The sequence below is a fragment of the Mesorhizobium sp. M2A.F.Ca.ET.046.03.2.1 genome, assembly GCF_003952425.1.
In the GTDB taxonomy this organism is placed as follows: Bacteria; Pseudomonadota; Alphaproteobacteria; order Rhizobiales; family Rhizobiaceae; genus Mesorhizobium.
Window position 1 is genome coordinate 4,957,528 of the sequence record NZ_CP034449.1, and the last position, 19,920, is coordinate 4,977,447.

A 19,920-nucleotide genomic window follows, 5' to 3' on the forward strand; every position below is an offset into this window, starting at 1 on the left:
GACTGTGCATGTCGTTCGCCCAAACCGGCGCACGCACTTTGGGTGACATGCATCGAGGAGGAAATCTTGTCGTCTTACCGCAACTCCGATCCGCGGCCGCCGATCATGCAGGGCTCGCCGCCCAGGCTGGTGCCGCCGAAGCTCGACTGGGACAGGCCGCCATGGAACCGCTGGGCCTTCCAGCACATCCGCGAATTTCTGCCGACGGTCGAGGTGTGGCGCGGCAGCGGCCACCGCCGTCGCCTGGAGCGCGCGGAGGTGGACCTCGACGAATTGCCGGTGGTCGATAGCAACGGAGCGCCGACGACGCTCGCCGGCCTGCTCGACGAGACCTATGCCGACGGCTTCCTGGTGCTGAAGGACGGCAAGGTCGCCTATGAGCGCTATTTCAACGGCATGGACGAGCGCACGCTGCACCTGTCGCAGTCGATGGCGAAGTCGGTCACCGGGTCGGTGTGCGGTATCCTCGTCGGGCGCGGTTTGATCGATCCGGCAAAGCTCGTCACCGACTATCTTCCGGAACTCGGTGAGACCGGCTGGGCCGGCGCCACCGTGCAGCATGTGCTCGACATGACGACGGGCGTACGCTTTTCCGAGGAATATACCGATCGCTATTCCGAGATCGGCCAGGTCGATGTCGCAACCGGCTGGAAGCCGATCCCACCGGGCAGCGATCCGGACTTTTCGTGGCCCTCGCACATGTACGAGCTGATCCTGCGGCTGAAGGACCGAGTGCGCCCGCATGGCGAGGCGTTCGAGTACCGCTCGATCGAGACCGACGTGCTCGCCTTCATCATGGAGCGGGTGAGCGGCAAGCGCCTGGCGCAGCTCGTCTCGGAGGAGCTCTGGCAAAAGCTCGGCGCCGACGAGAGCGCCTGCTTCACCGTCGACAGCGCCGGCTATGCGCTGGCCGATGGCGGCTTCAACGCGACGCTGCGCGACTATGGCCGATTCGGGCAATTGATCCTCGACAATGGCGGCGGCGTGATCCCGGCCGACTGGATCGAGGCGACGCGCGGCGGCAGGCATGGGCCGAATTTCAGCCCGAGCCTTCCGGACGGCAGCTACCGAAACCAGTTCTGGATCGAGGATTCACACTCGCGCGCGCTGATGTGCCGGGGCGTGTTCGGCCAGCTGATCCATATCGAATGGGACAACAGAATGGTCGTGGTGAAGCTTTCGACTTATCCGGATTTCACCAACAAAGCCTATTCCGTGGCGACGCTGAAGGCCGTCCATGCCATAGCCGCGGCGCTGGCCTGAACACCCCCAAACATAGCAACCGCGAGAGCATCATGACCGGCAAAACCGCGTTCGAGACCCAGTATGGCTTTGCCCGCAAGGATGTGCGGCTTGAGACCTGGCGGCTTTCGCCGTTCAACCGATGGTCGTTCCAGAATGTCGGCGAACTGGTGCCGAGTGTGCATGTCGCGGCGGCGCCCGGCGGCGAGGGGCAGGCAAAATCGGTCGGCACGTTGCTCGAAGAGAAGGTTTCGTTCGCCGGCGGCAGCGAAACCGTCGGGAGCTTCCTGAAGCGCTCCGATACGGACGGGCTGACGATCCTGAAGGGCGGCAAGCTGGTCGGCGACTGGTCGGCGCCGCATATGCCGTTCGGAGCGCGCCACATCATCTTTTCGATCAGCAAGTCGGTGACCGCCATTCTTGCCGGCATATTACAAGGCGAGGGGCTGTTCGATCCCAATGCACCCGTGACGCACTACATCCCGGAGGCCAAGAGCTCGGCCTATAGCGATGCGAGCGTGCGCAACGTGCTCGACATGACGGTCAGCCTCGATTTCGAGGAAGCCTATCTCGATCCGCAAAGCGCGTTTGCCCGTTATCGCCGTTCGACCTTGTGGAATCCGGGCGGCGGGTCGGAAAGCCTCGCGGCATTCCTGCTGACGCTGCAGCGTCTCGCCGAGCCGCACGGGCAGACTTATCGCTACCGCTCGCCCAATTCGGACATGCTGGGCATCCTGGTGGAGCGGGCATCGGGCAAGCGTGTCAGCCAATTGCTCAGCGAAAAGCTTTGGCTGCCGCTGGGCGCCGCAAGCGAAATTTCGGTGACGGTCGACATGGAAGGCACGGCGCGCACCGCCGGCGGCATGTCGATGACGCCACGCGATCTTGCCCGTATCGGCGAGATGATGCGGCAGGGCGGCACGGCCAACGGCCGCCGCATCGTCCCGGAAGCCTGGGTGCGCGACACGGTCGCCACCGGCGGCAGCTTTGAGGCCTGGCAGCGCGGCACGATGGCGTTCCTGTTCCCAAAGGGGCGCTACCGCAACAAATGGTACCAGACCGGCCATGACAGCGGCGCCTTCTGCGGCATCGGTATCCACGGCCAGTGGCTTTACGTCAATCCGAAGACGGAAGTGGTCATCGCCAAGATGTCGTCGCAGCCGGAACCTGTCGATGATCGGCTCGACCTCGACCTCGTCAGCTTCTTCGAGGCGCTGAGCACGATGGTCTGAACCGTTCGGCGGGTCGCATTCATAGCTGTTTCCTGTGGACCTCCAGGGGTAGTTGAAAACGGCGTGGTTGGCGCGGCCGGCATCCCGGCCTATGGTCGCCGCTCTTTTCGACAGGAACGAGCATGGCATCGGACATCAAGCGCATCGCAGCAATCATCGCGGCCGAGATCGGCGCACGGCCGGAACAGGCCGCGGCGGCGATCGGGCTGCTCGACGAGGGCGCCACGGTGCCTTTCGTGGCGCGTTACCGCAAGGAAGTCACCGGCGGGCTCGACGACACGCAGTTGCGCGATCTTTCCGAGCGGCTCGCCTATCTGCGCGAGCTCGACGCGCGGCGCGAGACGATCGTCAGCTCCATCCGCGAGCAGGGCAAGCTGACCGAGGAGTTGGAGGCCAAGATCGCAGCGGCCGCCACCAAGGCCGAGCTTGAGGATATCTACCTGCCCTACAAGCCGAAGCGGCGCACCAAGGCCGAGATCGCCAGGGAACGCGGGCTCGGGCCGCTCGCCGAAGCCATCCTCGCCGACCGCTCCAAAATTCCGGCCGAGCTTGCGCTCGCCTATGTCACGGAAGAGGTGGCCGACGCCAAGGCGGCGCTTGAAGGCGCGCGCGACATCCTGTCCGAGCAGTTCGCCGAGAATGCCGATCTGGTCGGCAAGCTGCGCGCCTATATGAAGGAACGCGCCTTCCTGCGCGCAAAAGTCGTCGACGGAAAGCAGGAGGCCGGCGCGAAATTTTCCGACTATTTCGACCATGTCGAGCGCTGGTCGGGCGTGCCCAGCCACCGTGCGCTCGCCATGCTGCGTGGCCGCAACGACGAGGTGCTGTCGCTCGACATCGAGGTCGATGCCGACGACGCCTCGCCGGTGAAACCGGTCGAGCGCATGATCGCCAATGCCTATGCCATCGGCGGCACGCTGCCCGGTGACAAATGGCTGATGGAGGTCGCCGGCTGGACGTGGCGGATAAAACTGTCGCTGCATCTGACGCTCGACCTGATGCGCGACTTGCGTGAACGGGCCGAGGAAGAGGCGATCCACGTCTTCGCCCGCAATCTCAAGGACCTGCTGCTCGCCGCTCCCGCCGGCTCGCGGCCTACGATGGGTCTCGACCCCGGCATCCGCACCGGCGTCAAGGTGGCGGTGGTCGACGGCACCGGCAAGCTTGTGGCGACCACGACGGTCTATCCCTTCCCGCCGAGGAACGACATTCGCGGCACGCAGGCCGAGCTTGCGGCGCTCATCCGCCAGCACAAGGTCGAGCTGATCTCGATCGGCAACGGCACTGGCAGCCGTGAGACAGAGAAGCTTGTTGCCGACATGCTGTCGGACCTGCCGGCTGGCGCCGGGCCGAAGCCGCTCAAGGTTATCGTCAGCGAAGCGGGTGCTTCCGTCTATTCCGCGTCGGCCACGGCAGCAGCGGAGTTCCCGGGCCTCGATGTCTCGCTGCGAGGCGCGGTGTCGATCGCCAGGCGCCTGCAGGACCCGCTGGCCGAGCTGGTCAAGATCGAGCCGAAGTCGATCGGCGTCGGCCAGTACCAGCACGATGTCGACCAGTACCGGCTCGGCCGCTCGCTCGAAGCGGTGGTCGAGGATGCGGTGAACGCCGTCGGCGTCGACCTCAACACGGCCTCGGCGCCGCTCTTGGCGCGCGTGTCGGGACTTGGGCCCTCGCTCGCCGAAGCGATCGTTGCGCATCGCGATGCGGCGGGGCCGTTTGCCAGCCGCAAGGACCTGCTCAAGGTGGCGCGGCTCGGGCCGCGCGCCTTCGAGCAAAGCGCCGGCTTCCTCCGCATCCCGAATGGCGCGGAGCCGCTCGATGCGTCCTCGGTGCACCCGGAAGCCTATGGCGTGGCGAAGAAGATCGTCGCCGCTTGCGGCCGCGACGTGCGCGCTTTGCTGGGTGACAGCGCCGCGCTCAAGGCGCTGGATCCACGCGTCTTCGTCGATGAGCGCTTCGGCCTGCCGACGGTGCGCGACATCATCGCCGAATTGGAAAAGCCCGGCCGCGATCCGCGCCCCGGTTTCAAGACCGCGACTTTTGCCGAGGGCGTCGACGACATCAAGGATTTGAAGCCAGGCATGCTGCTCGAAGGCACCGTCACCAATGTCGCGGCCTTCGGCGCCTTCGTCGACATCGGCGTGCACCAGGACGGGCTGGTGCATGTCTCGCAACTCGCCGACCGCTTCATCAAGGATGCGCATGAGGTGGTGAAGGCCGGCGACGTGGTGAAGGTGCGGGTCGTCGATGTCGACATCAAGCGCAAGCGCATCGGCCTGTCGATGCGCAAGGACGGCGGCGAAGGTGGCGCGCCGCGTGGCAGCCAGCGCGATCACGGCGGCGGCAAGCCCGCCCCGCGCTCGCCGGCGCCGCAGCGCCAGTCGGAAAAGCCTTCGCAGGGCGCGTTCGGCGCGGCGCTCGCCGAGGCGATGAAGCGGAAGTAGCTACCAGGCGAGGACAGCCGGCTCCTTGCCGATCTGGCCCAGCAGCCAGTCGCGAAAGCTGGCGACCGGGGGATGGCCTCGCTTGTCATTCGGCACGACGAGATAATAGGCGCTGCGGCTCTGCATCGGCCGGCCGGGCGTCGGCACCAACTGGCCGCGCTGCAATTCTCCTGAGATCAGGATTTCCGGCAGGAGCGCCACGCCGAGCCCCGCCATGCAGGCCTGGGCGACCGTTCCGAACTGCTCGAATTGCATGCCGGGCCCGGTCGGCGCCTCGAGCCCCTGGTGTTCGAACCATTCGCTCCACGCGCCGGGGCGGGTCGCCATATGCAGCAGCGGCAGGCGGCTGATGTCGGCCGGCGTGGCGATCTCACGGCTGGCCAGGAATTCCGGCGAAACCACCGGCATCACGGTCTCACGCATCAGAAGCGTGCAGTCGGCGTCCGGCCAATCGGGCATGCCGTGATGAATGGCGGCGTCGAGCCGTTCGCGGGCGAAGTCGAACCGTCCGATGCGGGTGGCGAAGTTGATGGTGATATCGGGATGGCGCGTTACGAAATCCGGGATCAGGGGCATCAGCCAGCGCGTGCCGAAGGTCGGCAGGATGGCAAGGTTCAAGGCTCCGCTATGCCGATTGCTCATCAATCCGAGTGTTGCGTCGCGCAACTGGCCAAGTGCGGAGCGCACCGCCTCGGCGTAGGTCTCGCCGGCCGCCGACAGCCGGACATTGCGGCTGTCGCGCTCGAACAGCCGGCGACCGAACTGTTCTTCCAACAGGTTGATCTGGCGGCTGACGGCGCCCTGAGTCAAATCGAGCTCGCGCGCGGCGGCGGTGAAGGAGCCAAGCCGCGCCACCGCCTCGAAGGCGGCAAGCGCGGCGGTGTTCGGCAAGAGGCGGCGCTGAACGTTCATGATCCATTACTAACGCTCATTGATCCGTGATGCAATTTCGTTTGATTTTTCGCGTGCGCAGGCGGATAAGCCGGGCACGTCAAAAGTACTGGGAGCCCGAGGCCATGGCCGCCGATAAGAACGCTTTCGTGTGGAATGATCCTTTCCTGATCGAGGACCAGCTTTCCGAGGATGAGCGCATGGTGCGCGACGGCGCGGCGGCCTTCGCCGCCGACAAGCTGGCGCCCCGTATCGAGGAAGCCTATGCCGACGAGAAGACCGACCCCTCGATCTTCCGCGAGATGGGCGAGGCGGGCCTGCTCGGCATCACCATTCCCGAAGAATATGGCGGGCTCGGCGCCGGATACGTGACCTACGGGCTGGTGGCGCGCGAGGTCGAGCGCATCGATTCCGGCTACCGCTCGATGATGAGCGTGCAGTCGTCACTGGTCATGTATCCGATCCATGCCTATGGCTCGGAAGCGCAGCGCAAGAAATACCTGCCGAAGCTCGCCTCAGGCGAATGGATCGGCTGCTTCGGCCTGACCGAGCCGGATGCCGGCTCCGACCCGGGCGGCATGAAGACGCGCGCCGAGAAGACGGCCAATGGCTACAGACTTTCCGGGTCCAAGATGTGGATCTCCAACGCGCCGATCGCCGATGTGTTCGTCGTCTGGGCGAAGCTGAAGGGTGAGAACGGCAAGGACGAAATCCGCGGCTTCGTGCTGGAAAAGGGCATGAAGGGGCTTTCGGCGCCGAAGATCGGCGGCAAGCTGTCGCTGCGCGCGTCGATCACCGGCGAGGTGGTGCTGGAAGGTGTCGAGGTCGGCGAGGAAGCGCTGCTGCCCAACGCCAGGGGTCTTGGCGGCCCGTTCGGCTGCCTTAACCGGGCGCGCTACGGTATTTCCTGGGGCGCAATGGGCGCGGCGGAAGATTGCTGGCAACGGGCGCGGCAATACGGCCTCGACCGCAAGCAGTTCGGCAAGCCGCTCGCCGGCACGCAGCTCTTCCAGAAGAAGCTCGCCGACATGCAGACGGAGATCGCGCTTGGACTGCAGGGCTCATTGCGCGTCGGCCGGCTGATGGACGAGGGCAAGATGGCGCCGGAGATGATCTCGATCGTCAAGCGCAACAATTGCGGCAAGGCGCTCGACATCGCCCGCCAGGCCCGCGACATGCATGGCGGCAACGGCATCCAGATCGGCTACCACGTCATGCGCCACGCGCAGAACCTGGAGACGGTGAACACCTATGAAGGCACGCATGACGTGCATGCGCTGATCCTCGGAAGGGCGCAAACGGGCATCCAGGCGTTTTTCTAAGCCGGCAAGGCTGCTTAAATTAGGTGCAGCGCAACATCTCTGCTTGGAGAATGGCCAGCATCTATGTCAGGGTTCGGCGACTGAAACGCCGAACTCCGGGGTACCATGGCAATTCTGGCAGCCGTTCATCACCTGACCCACTACAAATATGACCGGCCGGTGGTGCTCGGTCCCCAGGTGATCAGGCTGCAGCCGGCGCCGCATTCGCGCACCAAGGTGCTCAGCCATTCGCTGAAGGTCGAGCCGAAGAACCACTTCGTCAACCTGCAGCAGGATCCCTACGGCAATTTCCTCGCCCGCTTCGTCTTCCCTGAGCCGGTGACCGAACTCAAGATCGAAGTCGACCTAGTCGCCGACATGACGGTCTACAATCCGTTCGATTTCTTCGTTGAGGAGAGCGCCGAGACCTTTCCGTTCGACTATCCGGAAGAAATCAGGGAAGACCTCGCCATCTACCGGACGCCAGAGCCGGCGGGACCCTTGCTGTCGAAATTCCTGGAAAGCATCGACCGCAGCCCGACAAACACCGTCAATTTCCTGGTCGATCTCAATGCTAGGCTGCAGCGCGAGATCGCCTATATCGTGCGCATGGAGACAGGCGTGTTCTCGCCGGAGGAGACGCTTGCCGCTGCCAAGGGCTCGTGCCGGGATTCGAGCTGGCTGCTGGTGCAGATCCTGCGCAATCTCGGCATCGCCGCACGCTTCGTCTCCGGCTATCTGATCCAGCTCAAGCCCGATCTGGTGTCGCTCGATGGGCCGTCCGGAACGTCGGTCGATTTCACCGACCTGCACGCCTGGTGCGAGGTCTATATTCCAGGCGCCGGCTGGATCGGTTTCGATCCGACTTCCGGCCTGCTCACCGGCGAGAGCCATGTGCCGCTGGCAGCGACGCCGCATTATCGCAATGCAGCACCCATCTCCGGCATGGCGAGCTTCGCCAATGTCGATTTTGGCTTTGACATGCGGGTCGACCGCATCGCCGAGCATCCGCGCATCACCAAGCCGTTCTCGGATGAGAGCTGGGAAGCGCTCGATGCTCTCGGCAACAAGGTCGATGCCGTTCTGCGCGAGCAGGACGTGCGGCTCACCATGGGCGGCGAGCCGACCTTCGTGTCGATCGACGATTTCGAATCCGCCGAATGGAACACCGCCGCCGTCGGCCCGACCAAGCGTGACAAGGCGGACCAGCTCATCCGCCGGCTGCGCGAGCGCTTCGCGCCGGGCGGTTTCCTGCATTATGGCCAGGGCAAGTGGTATCCGGGCGAGAGCCTGCCGCGCTGGACCTTCTCGCTCTACTGGCGCACCGACGGCGAGCCGGTGTGGCGCGACCCGTCGCTGATCGCGCGCGAGAATGGCAATGCTGCGATCGGTCCCGAACAGGCCGAAAGCCTGCTCACGGCGATCGCCGGCGAGCTCGGCATCGACAAGGCGATGGTGAGCGAGGCCTATGAAGATCCGGCCGAATGGCTGCTCAAGGAAGGCAAGCTGCCGGACAATGTCGATCCGTCCAATTCGAAGCTGGAAGACCCGGAAGAGCGCAGCCGCATGGCGCGTGTTTTCGAGCGCGGGCTGACCAAGCCGTCGGGTTATGTGCTGCCGGTGCAGCGATGGAACAGCCAGGCCGCTGGCCAGCGCTGGCGCTCGGAGAAATGGAAGACGAGGCGGGGCCGCCTGTTCCTGGTGCCGGGCGACTCCCCGGTCGGCTATCGCCTGCCGCTGGGCACACTGCCTTATGTTCCGCCGGCGCAATTCCCGTATATCGTGCCGGTCGATCCCTCCGTGCCGCGCGGCGCGCTGCCGTCGCGCGAGGCTATCTTGCCCCAGCCGTCGCCAGCTGAACTGGAAGGCGCGGACGAAATGGCACGCCGCCAGCAGACCGTGTCTTTCACCGCTGCGAGCGCGCAGCAGGACCGCGTCGAGCAGCAACTGACGGAGATCGGCGGCGCGGTGCGCACCGCGCTCACCGTCGAGCCGCGCGACGGCCGGCTCTGCGTGTTCATGCCGCCGGTCGAGGCGTTGGAGGATTATCTCGAACTGGTGGCGGCGGCGGAGAACGCGGCGAAGGCCATCGGCCTGCCGGTGCATATTGAAGGCTATGCCCCGCCGCACGATCCGCGCCTCAACGTCATCCGCGTGGCGCCGGATCCGGGCGTCATCGAGGTGAACATCCACCCGGCCGCCAACTGGACCGAATGCGTTGCCACCACCACAGCGATCTACGAAGAAGCACGGCAGTCGCGGCTCGGCACCGACAAGTTCATGATCGATGGCCGCCATACCGGAACCGGCGGCGGCAACCATGTCGTGGTCGGCGGCGCGACGCCGAATGACAGCCCGTTCCTGCGCCGGCCCGACCTGTTGAAGAGCCTGGTGCTGCAATGGCAGCGGCATCCGTCGCTGTCCTATATGTTTTCCGGCCTGTTCATCGGTCCGACCAGCCAGGCGCCGCGCTTCGACGAGGCGCGGCACGATTCACTTTACGAGCTGGAGATCGCGCTGGCGCAGGTGCCTCATCCGGACAAGGGCAATGCACCGTTGCCATGGCTGGTCGACCGGCTATTCCGCAACCTCCTGACCGACGTGACCGGCAATACGCACCGTTCGGAAATCTGCATCGACAAATTGTTCTCGCCGGACGGCCCGACCGGCCGGCTGGGACTGGTCGAATTCCGCGGTTTCGAGATGCCGCCCAATGCGCGCATGAGCCTCGCCCAGCAGTTGCTGGTCCGTGCGATCATCGCCCGCGCCTGGAAGAACCCGCTCGACGGACGCTTCGTGCGCTGGGGCACGTCGCTGCACGACCGCTTCATGCTGCCGCATTACGTCTGGGCGGATTTTCTCGACGTGTTGGAGGATCTGAAGCTCAACGGCTTCGACTTCCGCCCCGAATGGTTCGCGGCCCAGCTCGAGTTCCGCTTCCCCTTCTGCGGCGAGGTTCAGCATGCCGGCGTGAAGCTGGAGCTCAGGCAGGCGCTGGAGCCCTGGCATGTGATGGGCGAGCAGGGTGCGATCGGCGGCACGGTACGCTTCGTCGATTCCTCGGTCGAGCGGCTGCAGGTGCGGACGGAAGGCCTCAATCCGGAGCGTCACGCCATCGTCTGCAACGGCCGCATCGTGCCGATGAAGGTTACCGACACCAGAGAGGTCGCGGTGGCCGGCGTGCGCTTCAAGGCCTGGCAGCCGGCCTCCGGCCTGCATCCAGCCCTGCCGGTCAACACGCCGCTGGTCTTCGACATCTACGACCGCTGGTCGGGCCGCTCGGTCGGCGGCTGCGTCTACCATGTCGCGCATCCGGGCGGCCGCAACTACGACACCTTCCCGGTCAACGGCAACGAGGCCGAGGCCCGGCGACTTGCCCGCTTCGAGCCACGCGGCCATACGCCGGGCGGCTATGTGCTGCGCGACGAAGAAGCCTCTGAAGAATTCCCGATGACCCTTGACCTAAGGCGGCCGGCGAGACTCTGATCGACCATGGCCAAGGGGAATCAGAAACGGGCGGGCGGCAGGCCGCGGGCGCAGAGCCTGCTGGAACGCTACCGGCCGATCGAAGGCGTCGTCGACGAGATGGTCGACGCGTCGGGCAGCCCGCGTCCGGCCTGGCGCTCCTTCATCGACGCACTCGACGTTTTGGGGGCGGAGCGGCTTGGGCAGCGTTTTGCCCGGGCCGACCAGTATCTGCGCGATGCAGGCGTCTATTACCGCGTCTATGACAAGGCAGGCGCCAATGAGCGGGAATGGCCGCTCGCCTATGTTCCGCTGCTGATCGACGAGCAGGAATGGGCCGAGATCAGCGCCGGACTGGTCCAGCGCGCCGACCTGTTCGAGGCGATCCTGGCCGACATATATGGGCCGAACCGGCTGATCGAGAAGGGCATCCTGCCGGCCGGGCTGATCGCGGCGAGCCCGGAATATCTGCGCCCCATCGCCAGCGTGAGGCCGGCCAGCGGGCATTTCCTGCACATGGTCGCCTTCGAGCTCGGCCGTGGCCCGGACGGCCGCTGGTGGGTGCTGGGCGACCGCACCCAGGCGCCGTCGGGCGCCGGTTTCGCGCTGGAGAACCGTGTCGCCACGACGCGGGCGCTGTCGGACATCTATGGCGAGATGCATGTGCACCGCCTTGCCGGCTTCTTCCGCCGCTTCCGCGACGCGCTGAACGGTATGGCCAAGGATTCCAGCGGTCGTGTCGCCATCCTGACGCCGGGGCCGCTCAACGAAACCTATTACGAGCATGCCTATATCGCCCGCTATCTCGGCATCATGCTGCTCGAGGGCGAGGACCTGACCGTCTCCGGCGGCAGGCTGATGGTGCGCACCGTTTCCGGCCTGATGCCGATCGGCGTCTTGTGGCGGCGGCTCGATGCGGCCTTTGCCGACCCGCTGGAACTCAAGCCGGACTCGCAGATCGGCACGCCGGGGCTGGTCGAGGCGATCCGGCGCGGCACGGTGTCGGCCGTCAATGCGCTGGGCTCAGGCCTGATGGAGACGCGGGCGCTGCTGTCCTTCCTGCCCAGGATCGCGCGGGAACTGCAGGCTGACGACCTCAAGCTGCCGAACATCGCCACCTGGTGGTGCGGGCAGGAGAGCGAGCGCGCCCATGTGCTTGCCAATATCGACCGCATGGTGGTCGGCCCGGCGCTGTCGACCCGGCTCGCCTTCGAGGACGACGGCGCGACCCGGCTCGGATCATCCCTGTCGGCCGGCGAGCGGGCCGAGCTCGTCGCGCGGATCGAAGCGGATGGCGCCGGTTTCGTCGGCCAGGAAGCGGTGACGCTGTCGACCACACCGGTGTTTGTCGGCGGTTTGCTGGAACCACGACCCGCCAGCCTGCGCGTCTATCTGGCGCGCACGCCGGAAGGCTGGACCGTGATGCCCGGTGGCTTCGCCCGCGTCGGCTTCTCGCTCGACCCGACGGCGATCGCCATGCAGCGCGGCGGCCAGGCCGCGGATGTCTGGGTGGTCAGCGACAGGCCGGTCGAGCGCGAGACGCTGCTGCCGCAGGAACATGAGAGCTTCACCCGCAGCATGCCGGGCAGCCTCCCCAGCCGCGCGGCGGAGAACCTGACCTGGCTAGGACGCTATATCGAGCGCTCGGAAGACACGTTGCGCGTGTTGCGCGCCTATCACGTGCGGCTTGCCGAGACGTCCGATCCGGACATGCCGCTGCTGGCCGATATCAGGGACTATCTCGAGCCGTACGGCATCGACGTCGGAACGGCGATACCGCCGGGGTTGATCGGGACCTTGGACAGCGCGGTCTACAGTGCTGGCCAGATTCGTGACCGCTTCTCGCCCGATGGCTGGCTGGCGCTTAAGGATCTGTCGAAGACTGTTCACAAGTTCGCGGAGACGGTAGCGCCCGGAGACGACGCGACGCGGGCGATGACGGTCATGCTGCGCAAGCTCGCCGGCTTTTCCGGCCTGCTGCATGAGAACATGTACCGCTTCACAGGCTGGCGTTTCCTGGAGATCGGCCGCAGGCTGGAACGGGGTATCCAGATCGCCCGCACGCTCAGCCGGCTGACCAGGAAAGGGGCGCCGGAGGGCGCGCTCGACATGATGCTGGAGATCGGCGACAGCGTCATGACCCATCGCCGGCAATATCCGGTGCAGGCCGGGCGGCGCACGGTCATCGACCTGCTGGCGCTCGACCCGCTCAATCCGCGCTCGGTCCTTTTCCAACTCGAGCGGCTGAAAACCGAGATCGGCATGCTGCCTTCGGTCGGCGGCGAGGGGCATATGTCGACGGCCGCGAAGGAAATCCTGCAGCTCAACACTGCAATCGCAGTGAGGGAACCATCGGACATGACGGCGGATGTGCTTGATGATCTCGCGACCGAGATCGGCAATCTCTATAACAGCCTAGCCAAAGCCTATTTTGGTTAGCATGCTGTACGATATCAGGCTTCACCTCAGCTACGACTATGACGCCGCGGCCGGTGGCAGCCGGCATCAGGTGCGGGTGCTGCCGCCTACGATCGCGGGCGTGCAGCGCGTCGTGGTCGCCTCGCTGTCTTTCGTGCCAAACCCATCCGAGCGCACGGATTTTTTCGATTTCTTCGGCAACAACGTCACCGCGATAGCCTTTCGCGATGTCCATGACGGCCTCGACATCAAGATGAGCGCGCGTGTGTCGGTGTCGCGTCCGGAACCCGGCCTTGACGTCTCGCCGGATCTGCAGCAGCTCAAAGAGGAACTCGGCTCGGTCCGCTCCCTGTCGCCATCCGCGCCGCATCATTTCCTCGCCGCCAGCGATCATGTCGGCGTCGATGCCGCGATCACGGCCTATGCGCGGGAAAGCCTGGCCGGCTCAACGGTGGCTACGGCGGCCGATCTGTGCAATCGCATCCATCGCGATTTCACCTATGACGGCAAGGCGACGACGGTGCAGACGCGGGCGGGCGACGCCTTCGCGCTGAAGCGCGGCGTGTGCCAGGATTTTTCGCATATCATGATCGCCGGCTTGCGCGGGCTGGGCATCCCCGCCGGCTATGTCAGCGGCTTCCTGCGCACGATCCCGCCCAAGGGAAAGCCGAGGCTCGAGGGCGCCGATGCCATGCATGCCTGGGTCAAGGTTTGGTGCGGCCGCGATGCCGGCTGGCAGGAATTCGACCCGACCAACGGCATGCGGGCGAGCAACGACCATATCACCGTCGGCTATGGCCGCGACTATTCCGATGTGGCGCCGATCGTCGGCGTGCTGAAGACGACAGGCGGCCAGGTCGGCGAGCAGGCGGTCGACGTCATTCCGGTTGCCATGGAAAAGGTGTGACGGCAATCCCGATTGCCCTATAGTCGCTTCTCAACTGCGCCTGCCGTCGGTATCCTGGGTATGGGATTGACGGGGGGCGCGCCTGCGTGGGTGTGGTGTGCGGCGACAGGGTTTGGAAGAGGTCAGCGTCATCATTGCGGCGCACAATGCCGCTCAGACAATTGCTCGGACGCTCGCTTCGCTGGTCTCGGAAAAGGAGGTCATCGGTGAAGTGCTGGTGGTCGACGATTGTTCCTCCGACGCCACCGCTGCCGTCGCCACGGAGACGGCGTTGCGGTTTGCCTTGCCGATGCGCGTCATCAAATCGAGCTGCCGCGACGCCGGGGGCTCCAGGAATCTGGCTCTGGAGCAGGCCCGTTGTCCCTGGGTCTACATGATCGACGCCGACGACCTCATCTGGAAGGCGGCCTGCGTACATTGCTGGCCACGGCCACCAAGGCCCAACCCACGGCCGACATGGCGGTCGGCGCCTTCCGTCGGCGGGCCGACGGCGAGGAGCGGTCGACCAAGATGCCGGGCGTCTACACAGCCAGCGGGCTTGCCAATGCCTGCGCCTATCTCGATGGGCGGATACGGTCGATTGCAGTCGGCAGCGCGCTGGTGTCGCGGCGGGTCATTGGCGAAACGAGATTCCCGGTTGGGCTTGCCTATGACGAGGACACGCTGTTTTGGGCGCGCGTCATCGCCAAGGCATCGGTTGCCGTCGTGAGACAACCGATCTTCACCTATTTCGTGTCTGCGGAGCGCTCCGACGATCGTTTCACGGTCAGATCTGCCGGGCGCTTTTTGGAATGGCGCCTGGCGCTGCGCCGGCTCCGGTCCTGCGGCATCGCGGAGCGGTCGCTGAAGGTCAGGGAAGGCCTCGTTGCCTTGAAGATCGCGCGCGTTCATTACGCGCGCGGCGATTTTCGACAAGGCGGCAAGATTCCTCAACGTGGCCGAGGCCGCGCCACGGGCGGGCGCGAACGCCTGGCGTTGCATGCGCTATCGATTGAAGGTCACTCTACGGCGCCGGTTCTCGGCTTCGGCCGCCCAACCGCAACGCGCCTGATGGCGTCGAGGCCGGACCTCACGACTATCTGGCAGCCGGCAATGGATCCTCAAGCCCATGCCGGCCGGTAATAGCTCCCACCCATGTTGGTGATGGAAGGCTGTTGGATAGCGGACGTATCGGTCAGCCGGCAGGGCTGACGCCTTCTGGAACAAGTCACCGGCGCGCGGCTTTATCTACGGGTCATTTCGCGGAGCCGGCATGGTACAGCATTTACAAGCGTCATCGGACCGTTCGGCGCGGGCCGAGGAAACCCAGAGAAGCGGCGCCAGCAGCTTGGCCGGGAGCACGTCGCTCAACTATGTAACCGATGCCGATCCCGGCATCCGCAGATTGAGGAAAGGCGCGGGATTCTCCTATCTAGGACCCGATGGCAGAGCCGTCGACGAAACGACGCTTGCCCGCATCAAGGCGATCGTCATTCCGCCGGCCTGGACGGATGTGTGGATCTCGCCCGATCCGGACGGCCATATCCAGGCGACGGGCAGGGATCAGCGCGGTCGCAAGCAGTACCGTTACCATTCGCAATGGACCGAGGAACGCGACGGCGTCAAATATTCCAGCCTCGTCGCCTTCGCGGAAAGCCTGCCCGCCCTGAGGCGCCAGATCGATGCCGATCTGCGCCGGCGGGGACTGCCCCTGGAGCGGGTCGTCGCCTCGGTGGTCTGGCTGCTCGACAACACCATGATCCGCATCGGCAACGCGGCCTATGCGCGGGACAATAAGAGCTTCGGGCTGACCACGCTGCGCGACCGCCATGTCGAGATCAACGGCTCCAGCCTGCGCTTCGCCTTCAAGGGCAAGTCGGGCAAGGAATGGAAGCTGAAGCTGGTCGATCGCCGCATCGCCAAGGTCGTGCGCGGCGCCCAGGATCTGCCTGGGCAGAAGCTGTTCCAGTATCTGGGTGAGGATGGCGACCTGCGGCCGGTGCGCTCGGAGGACGTCAACCGGTACATCCGCGAGGCTTCCGGCGCCGAATTCAGCTCAAAGCATTTTCGCACCTGGGGCGGCACCATCCATGCTGCGTCGCTGTTTGCCGGGACCGAGCTGCCGGAAAGCAAGACGCAACAAAACCGGGTGATCAACAGCGTCGTCGACAAGGTCGCCGAGCGATTGGGCAATACTCGTGCCGTCTGCCGCAAATGCTACATCCATCCGCTGGTGTTCGAGGCATGGACCGAGGGACGCCTGCTTGACGAGATGGCCGAAGCCAACAAGCGCAAGCGCCTGATACAAGGCCTCGACGAGGAAGAAACGCTGGTGCTCAGATGGCTGCAGGCGCATGGCGCCTGACGGTCAGGCGCGAGGGACAGCCAAGTCCGTGATTACCAGCCGAATTTTTTATCGACCTTGTGTCGGGAAGGGTCCTAGTGTCGCGTCCTTTGATACGGAAAGGACCTGCCATGCTATACGCCATCCTCTGCTACGCCTCCGAAGACGTCGTCTGCTCCTGGAGCAAGGAACAGGACGACGAGGTCATGGCGAAGATCCTCGACGTGCAGGACAAATACGCCAAGGCCGGCCGGCTCGGGCCCGTGGCGCGCCTTTTGCCGACAACGGCCGCGACGACGCTCAGAAAGGTCAAGGGCGAGGCGGTCGTGCTTGATGGCCCGTTTGCCGAGACCAAGGAACAGTTCCTTGGCTTTTACACGCTTGAATGCCGCGACCTCGACGAGGCGGTCGAATTCGCGCGCGAGCTTTCCGAGGTCAATCCGAGCGGAGGCTCCTACGAGATCCGGCCGGTTTCGGTCTTCAATCCGACAAAGGTCGCGGTATGACGGACCTTGCCTGGATAAGCACGGCGATCAGCAACGCCCGTCCGCAGGCGATGGGCGCGCTGCTGCGCTACTTCCGCGATCTCGACGCCGCGGAAGAGGCTTTCCAGGACGCCTGCCTGAGGGCGCTCAAGAACTGGCCGAAGAACGGGCCGCCGCGCGATCCCGCCGCCTGGCTGATCTTCGTCGGCCGCAACAGCGGCATCGACGCGGTGCGCAAGCGCGCCAAGCAGGCGCCGATGCCGGAAGAGGACCAGATCACCGATTTGGAGGACGCCGAGGGCGACATGGCCGAGCGGCTGGACGGCGCGCATTACCGCGACGACATCCTGCGGCTTCTGTTCATCTGCTGCCATCCGGATCTGCCGGCGACGCAGCAGATCGCGGTGGCGCTGCGCATCGTCTCCGGCCTCACGGTCAAGCAGATCGCGCGCGCCTTCCTGGTCGGCGAGAGCGCCATGGAACAGCGCATCACCCGCGCCAAGGCGCGCATCGCGGACGCCGGCGTGCCGTTCGAGACGCCGGGGGCCGTCGAACGCTCGGAACGGCTCGCCGCAGTCGCGGCGATGGTCTATCTGATCTTCAACGAAGGCTATTCGAGCAATGGCGGCGAGGCGCCGGCCCGCGCGCCGCTCTGCGAAGAGGCGATCCGGCTTGCGCGCCTGCTGCTCAGGCTGTTCCAGGCCGAACCGGAGATCATGGGGCTGACCGCGCTGCTTTTGCTGCAGCACGCAAGGGCGCCGGCGCGGTTCGATGAGCATGGCGAGATCGTCCTGCTCGAGGATCAGGACCGCTCGCTGTGGAGCCGCAAGATGATCGACGAGGGCCTGGCGCTGGTCGACAAGGCGCTGCGCCATCGCAAGCCCGGCCCCTACCAAGTGCAAGCGGCGATCGCGGCGCTGCATGCGCGGGCGGCGACGGCCGAGGATACCGACTGGACCGAGATCGACCTGCTCTACGGCCTGCTGGAGCAGATGCAGCCGTCGCCGGTGGTGACGCTGAACCGCGCCGTCGCGGTCAGCAAGGTACGCGGCCCGGAAGCCGCGCTTGCCATGATCGAGCCACTGGAAGACCGGTTGTCGGGCTATTTCCACTTCTTCGGGCTGCGGGGCGGGCTGCTGATGCAGCTTGACCGCAACGAAGAGGCGCGCATCGCCTTCGATCGCGCCATCGCCTTGGCCAACACGGCGGCAGAGGCGGCGCATATCCGCATGCATATCGACCGGCTGATCAAGGAAAGCAGCGAGCGGACTCCCGCCAAAAAAGCGCATTGATCCTCCGGCTTCACCCTCTGGCCCAATCTCGCGATCGGGCCTTGGACCATGCCGGGGTGGCGGTTTTTCACCGAAACGAGTAATGCCACGCCATCAAAGCGCCCGGGCGTTCCTATCGGCACGTCAAGGACATGGCGCATGGCTCCATTCCCACCCTTCGAGGTGGAACCTGAAAGGGACAAAAATGACATTGGCGAAGGAAACGGCTTCACTTCTTGAGAAACTCGGCGTCACCAAGGACGCGCTTTCCGGCGGCGACCTCGTCGTGCGCAGCCCGGTGACGGGCGAGCAGATCGCGGCGCTGAAGCAGATTTCGGCGGCGGACGCCGGCAAGGCCATCGATGCCGCGCACAAGGCTTTCCAGGCCTGGCGGCTGGTGCCGGGTCCGAAGCGCGGCGAACTGGTGCGCCTGCTTGGCGAAGAACTGCGCGCGCACAAGGACGAGCTCGGCCGGCTGGTGTCGATCGAGGTCGGCAAGATCCCATCCGAGGGTCTCGGCGAAGTCCAGGAAATGATCGACATCTGCGATTTCGCCGTCGGTCTTTCCCGCCAGCTCTATGGCCTCACCATCGCCACCGAACGCCCCGGACATCGCATGATGGAGACCTGGCATCCGCTGGGTGTGGTCGGCGTGATCTCGGCCTTCAATTTCCCGGTCGCGGTGTGGTCGTGGAATGCAGCGCTCGCCTTCGTCTGCGGCGATGCGGTGGCGTGGAAGCCGTCGGAAAAGACGCCGCTCACCGCGCTTGCCTGCGAGGCGATCTTCAAGCGCGCCGCAAAGCGTTTCGGGGCCGATGCGCCGGCAGGCCTGCTGCAGGTGCTGATCGGCGACCGCGTCGCCGGCGAGGTGCTGGTCGACCATCCGAAGGTGCCGTTGGTTTCGGCCACCGGCTCGACCCGCATGGGCCGCGAGGTCGGTCCTCGGCTCGCCAAGCGCTTTGCCCGCGCGGTGCTCGAGCTTGGCGGCAACAATGCAGGCATCGTGACGCCCACCGCCGATCTCGACATGGCGCTGCGCGCGATCGCCTTCGGCGCCATGGGCACCGCTGGCCAGCGCTGCACGACACTGAGACGCCTGTTCGTGCATGACAGCGTCTATGACGCGCTGCTGCCGCGGCTGAAGAAGGCCTATCAGAGCGTCTCGGTCGGCAATCCGCTGGAAGGCAAGGCGCTGGTCGGTCCGCTGATCGACAAAGCGGCCTTCGACAACATGCAGAAGGCGCTCAAGGAGGCCGAGGCGCATGGCGGCAAGGTGACGGGCGGCGCGCGCGTCGAAAACGGTCATCCGGACGCCTATTACGTGCATCCGGCGCTGGTCGAGATGCCCAGCCAAGTCTCGCCGGTGACGGAAGAGACCTTCGCCCCGATCCTCTACGTGATGAAATATTCCGATTTCGACGAAGCGCTCGAATTGCACAATGCCGTGGGCGCCGGCCTGTCGTCGTCGATCTTCACCCGCGACCTGCAGGAATCGGAGCGCTTCCTCGGCGTCGACGGCTCGGACTGCGGCATCGCCAACGTCAATATCGGCACCTCGGGCGCCGAGATCGGCGGGGCTTTCGGCGGCGAGAAGGAGACCGGCGGCGGCCGCGAGAGCGGCTCGGACGCCTGGAAGGCCTATATGCGTCGCGCCACCAACACGGTGAATTTTTCCAAGGCGCTGCCGCTCGCGCAGGGCGTCTCGTTCGACATCGATTGAAGGCGCGGTCCTTAGCGGCTCAGCGGTTCACCGTTTTACGAAAACGGCGAACCGCTCCACTGCTCGTATCAGCTCGCACCTTTCGCTTAAAGCATGTCTCCCGAAAGTGGGAACCGGTTTCGGGATAAAGACATGCGTAAAACCAAAAGGCCTAAAGCGCATGGAGCGAATCCAAAGGATCGCGACGCGCTTTAAGCGGTCAGTCCACGCAAGTAGAAGGC

The 19,920-nt window shown here is 65.3% G+C and carries 14 protein-coding genes; 13 read left to right on the forward strand and 1 reads right to left on the reverse strand.

All coding sequences use genetic code 11. The features are described from left to right. Window positions 1–66 precede the first annotated feature (66 nt). The 3 genes from EJ072_RS23655 to EJ072_RS23665 all read left to right on the forward strand — a co-directional run bounded on the left by EJ072_RS23655 (window position 67) and on the right by EJ072_RS23665 (window position 4,918). On the forward strand, window positions 67–1,263 hold the full coding sequence (locus EJ072_RS23655) for a serine hydrolase (RefSeq protein ID WP_126081544.1): 1,197 nt from the start codon (window positions 67–69) through the stop codon (window positions 1,261–1,263). A 32-nt stretch (window positions 1,264–1,295) separates the two neighbouring features. After that, entirely contained in the window at window positions 1,296–2,474 is a 1,179-nt protein-coding gene (locus EJ072_RS23660; RefSeq protein WP_126081545.1) for a serine hydrolase, read from the forward strand. A gap of 122 nt (window positions 2,475–2,596) precedes the next feature. After that, window positions 2,597–4,918 (forward strand): Tex family protein, encoded by a 2,322-nt coding sequence (locus EJ072_RS23665; protein ID WP_126081546.1) that lies wholly within the window; start codon window positions 2,597–2,599, stop codon window positions 4,916–4,918. On the opposite strand, the gene EJ072_RS23670 is transcribed toward EJ072_RS23665, so the two are convergent. Continuing rightward, window positions 4,919–5,830 (reverse strand): LysR family transcriptional regulator, encoded by a 912-nt coding sequence (locus EJ072_RS23670; RefSeq protein WP_126081547.1) that lies wholly within the window; start codon window positions 5,828–5,830, stop codon window positions 4,919–4,921. A gap of 104 nt (window positions 5,831–5,934) precedes the next feature. Here EJ072_RS23670 and EJ072_RS23675 point away from each other — a divergent pair, with 104 nt between their 5' ends. From EJ072_RS23675 to EJ072_RS23715, 10 genes are all read left to right on the forward strand, one after another. Next, window positions 5,935–7,131, forward strand: coding sequence for an acyl-CoA dehydrogenase (locus EJ072_RS23675; RefSeq protein WP_126081548.1), 1,197 nt, complete (start codon window positions 5,935–5,937; stop codon window positions 7,129–7,131). 105 nt (window positions 7,132–7,236) lie between these two features. Next, complete coding sequence (locus EJ072_RS23680) at window positions 7,237–10,596, forward strand: transglutaminase family protein (RefSeq protein WP_126081549.1); 3,360 nt, start codon at window positions 7,237–7,239, stop codon at window positions 10,594–10,596. A gap of 6 nt (window positions 10,597–10,602) precedes the next feature. Further along, window positions 10,603–13,014 carry a circularly permuted type 2 ATP-grasp protein gene (locus EJ072_RS23685; RefSeq protein ID WP_126081550.1) on the forward strand — a complete coding sequence of 804 codons (2,412 nt, stop codon included), beginning with the start codon at window positions 10,603–10,605 and terminating at the stop codon, window positions 13,012–13,014. A gap of 1 nt (window position 13,015) precedes the next feature. After that, complete coding sequence (locus EJ072_RS23690; RefSeq protein ID WP_126081551.1) at window positions 13,016–13,900, forward strand: transglutaminase family protein; 885 nt, start codon at window positions 13,016–13,018, stop codon at window positions 13,898–13,900. A gap of 97 nt (window positions 13,901–13,997) precedes the next feature. Continuing rightward, a complete protein-coding gene (locus tag EJ072_RS36990; protein ID WP_245466961.1) occupies window positions 13,998–14,609 on the forward strand; it encodes a glycosyltransferase family A protein in 612 nt (203 codons plus the stop codon). Continuing rightward, window positions 14,606–15,022 (forward strand): hypothetical protein, encoded by a 417-nt coding sequence (locus tag EJ072_RS36995; protein ID WP_245466963.1) that lies wholly within the window; start codon window positions 14,606–14,608, stop codon window positions 15,020–15,022. The genes EJ072_RS36990 and EJ072_RS36995 overlap by 4 nt, the downstream gene beginning before the upstream one ends. Window positions 15,023–15,152: 130 nt before the next feature. After that, complete coding sequence (locus tag EJ072_RS23700) at window positions 15,153–16,244, forward strand: DNA topoisomerase IB (RefSeq protein WP_126081552.1); 1,092 nt, start codon at window positions 15,153–15,155, stop codon at window positions 16,242–16,244. 110 nt (window positions 16,245–16,354) lie between these two features. Continuing rightward, on the forward strand, window positions 16,355–16,729 hold the full coding sequence (locus EJ072_RS23705) for a YciI family protein (RefSeq protein ID WP_042640414.1): 375 nt from the start codon (window positions 16,355–16,357) through the stop codon (window positions 16,727–16,729). Beyond that, window positions 16,726–18,000, forward strand: coding sequence for an RNA polymerase sigma factor (locus EJ072_RS23710; RefSeq protein ID WP_126081553.1), 1,275 nt, complete (start codon window positions 16,726–16,728; stop codon window positions 17,998–18,000). The genes EJ072_RS23705 and EJ072_RS23710 overlap by 4 nt, the downstream gene beginning before the upstream one ends. A gap of 184 nt (window positions 18,001–18,184) precedes the next feature. Then, a complete protein-coding gene (locus EJ072_RS23715; protein WP_126081554.1) occupies window positions 18,185–19,699 on the forward strand; it encodes an aldehyde dehydrogenase family protein in 1,515 nt (504 codons plus the stop codon). Window positions 19,700–19,920: the final 221 nt, after the last annotated feature.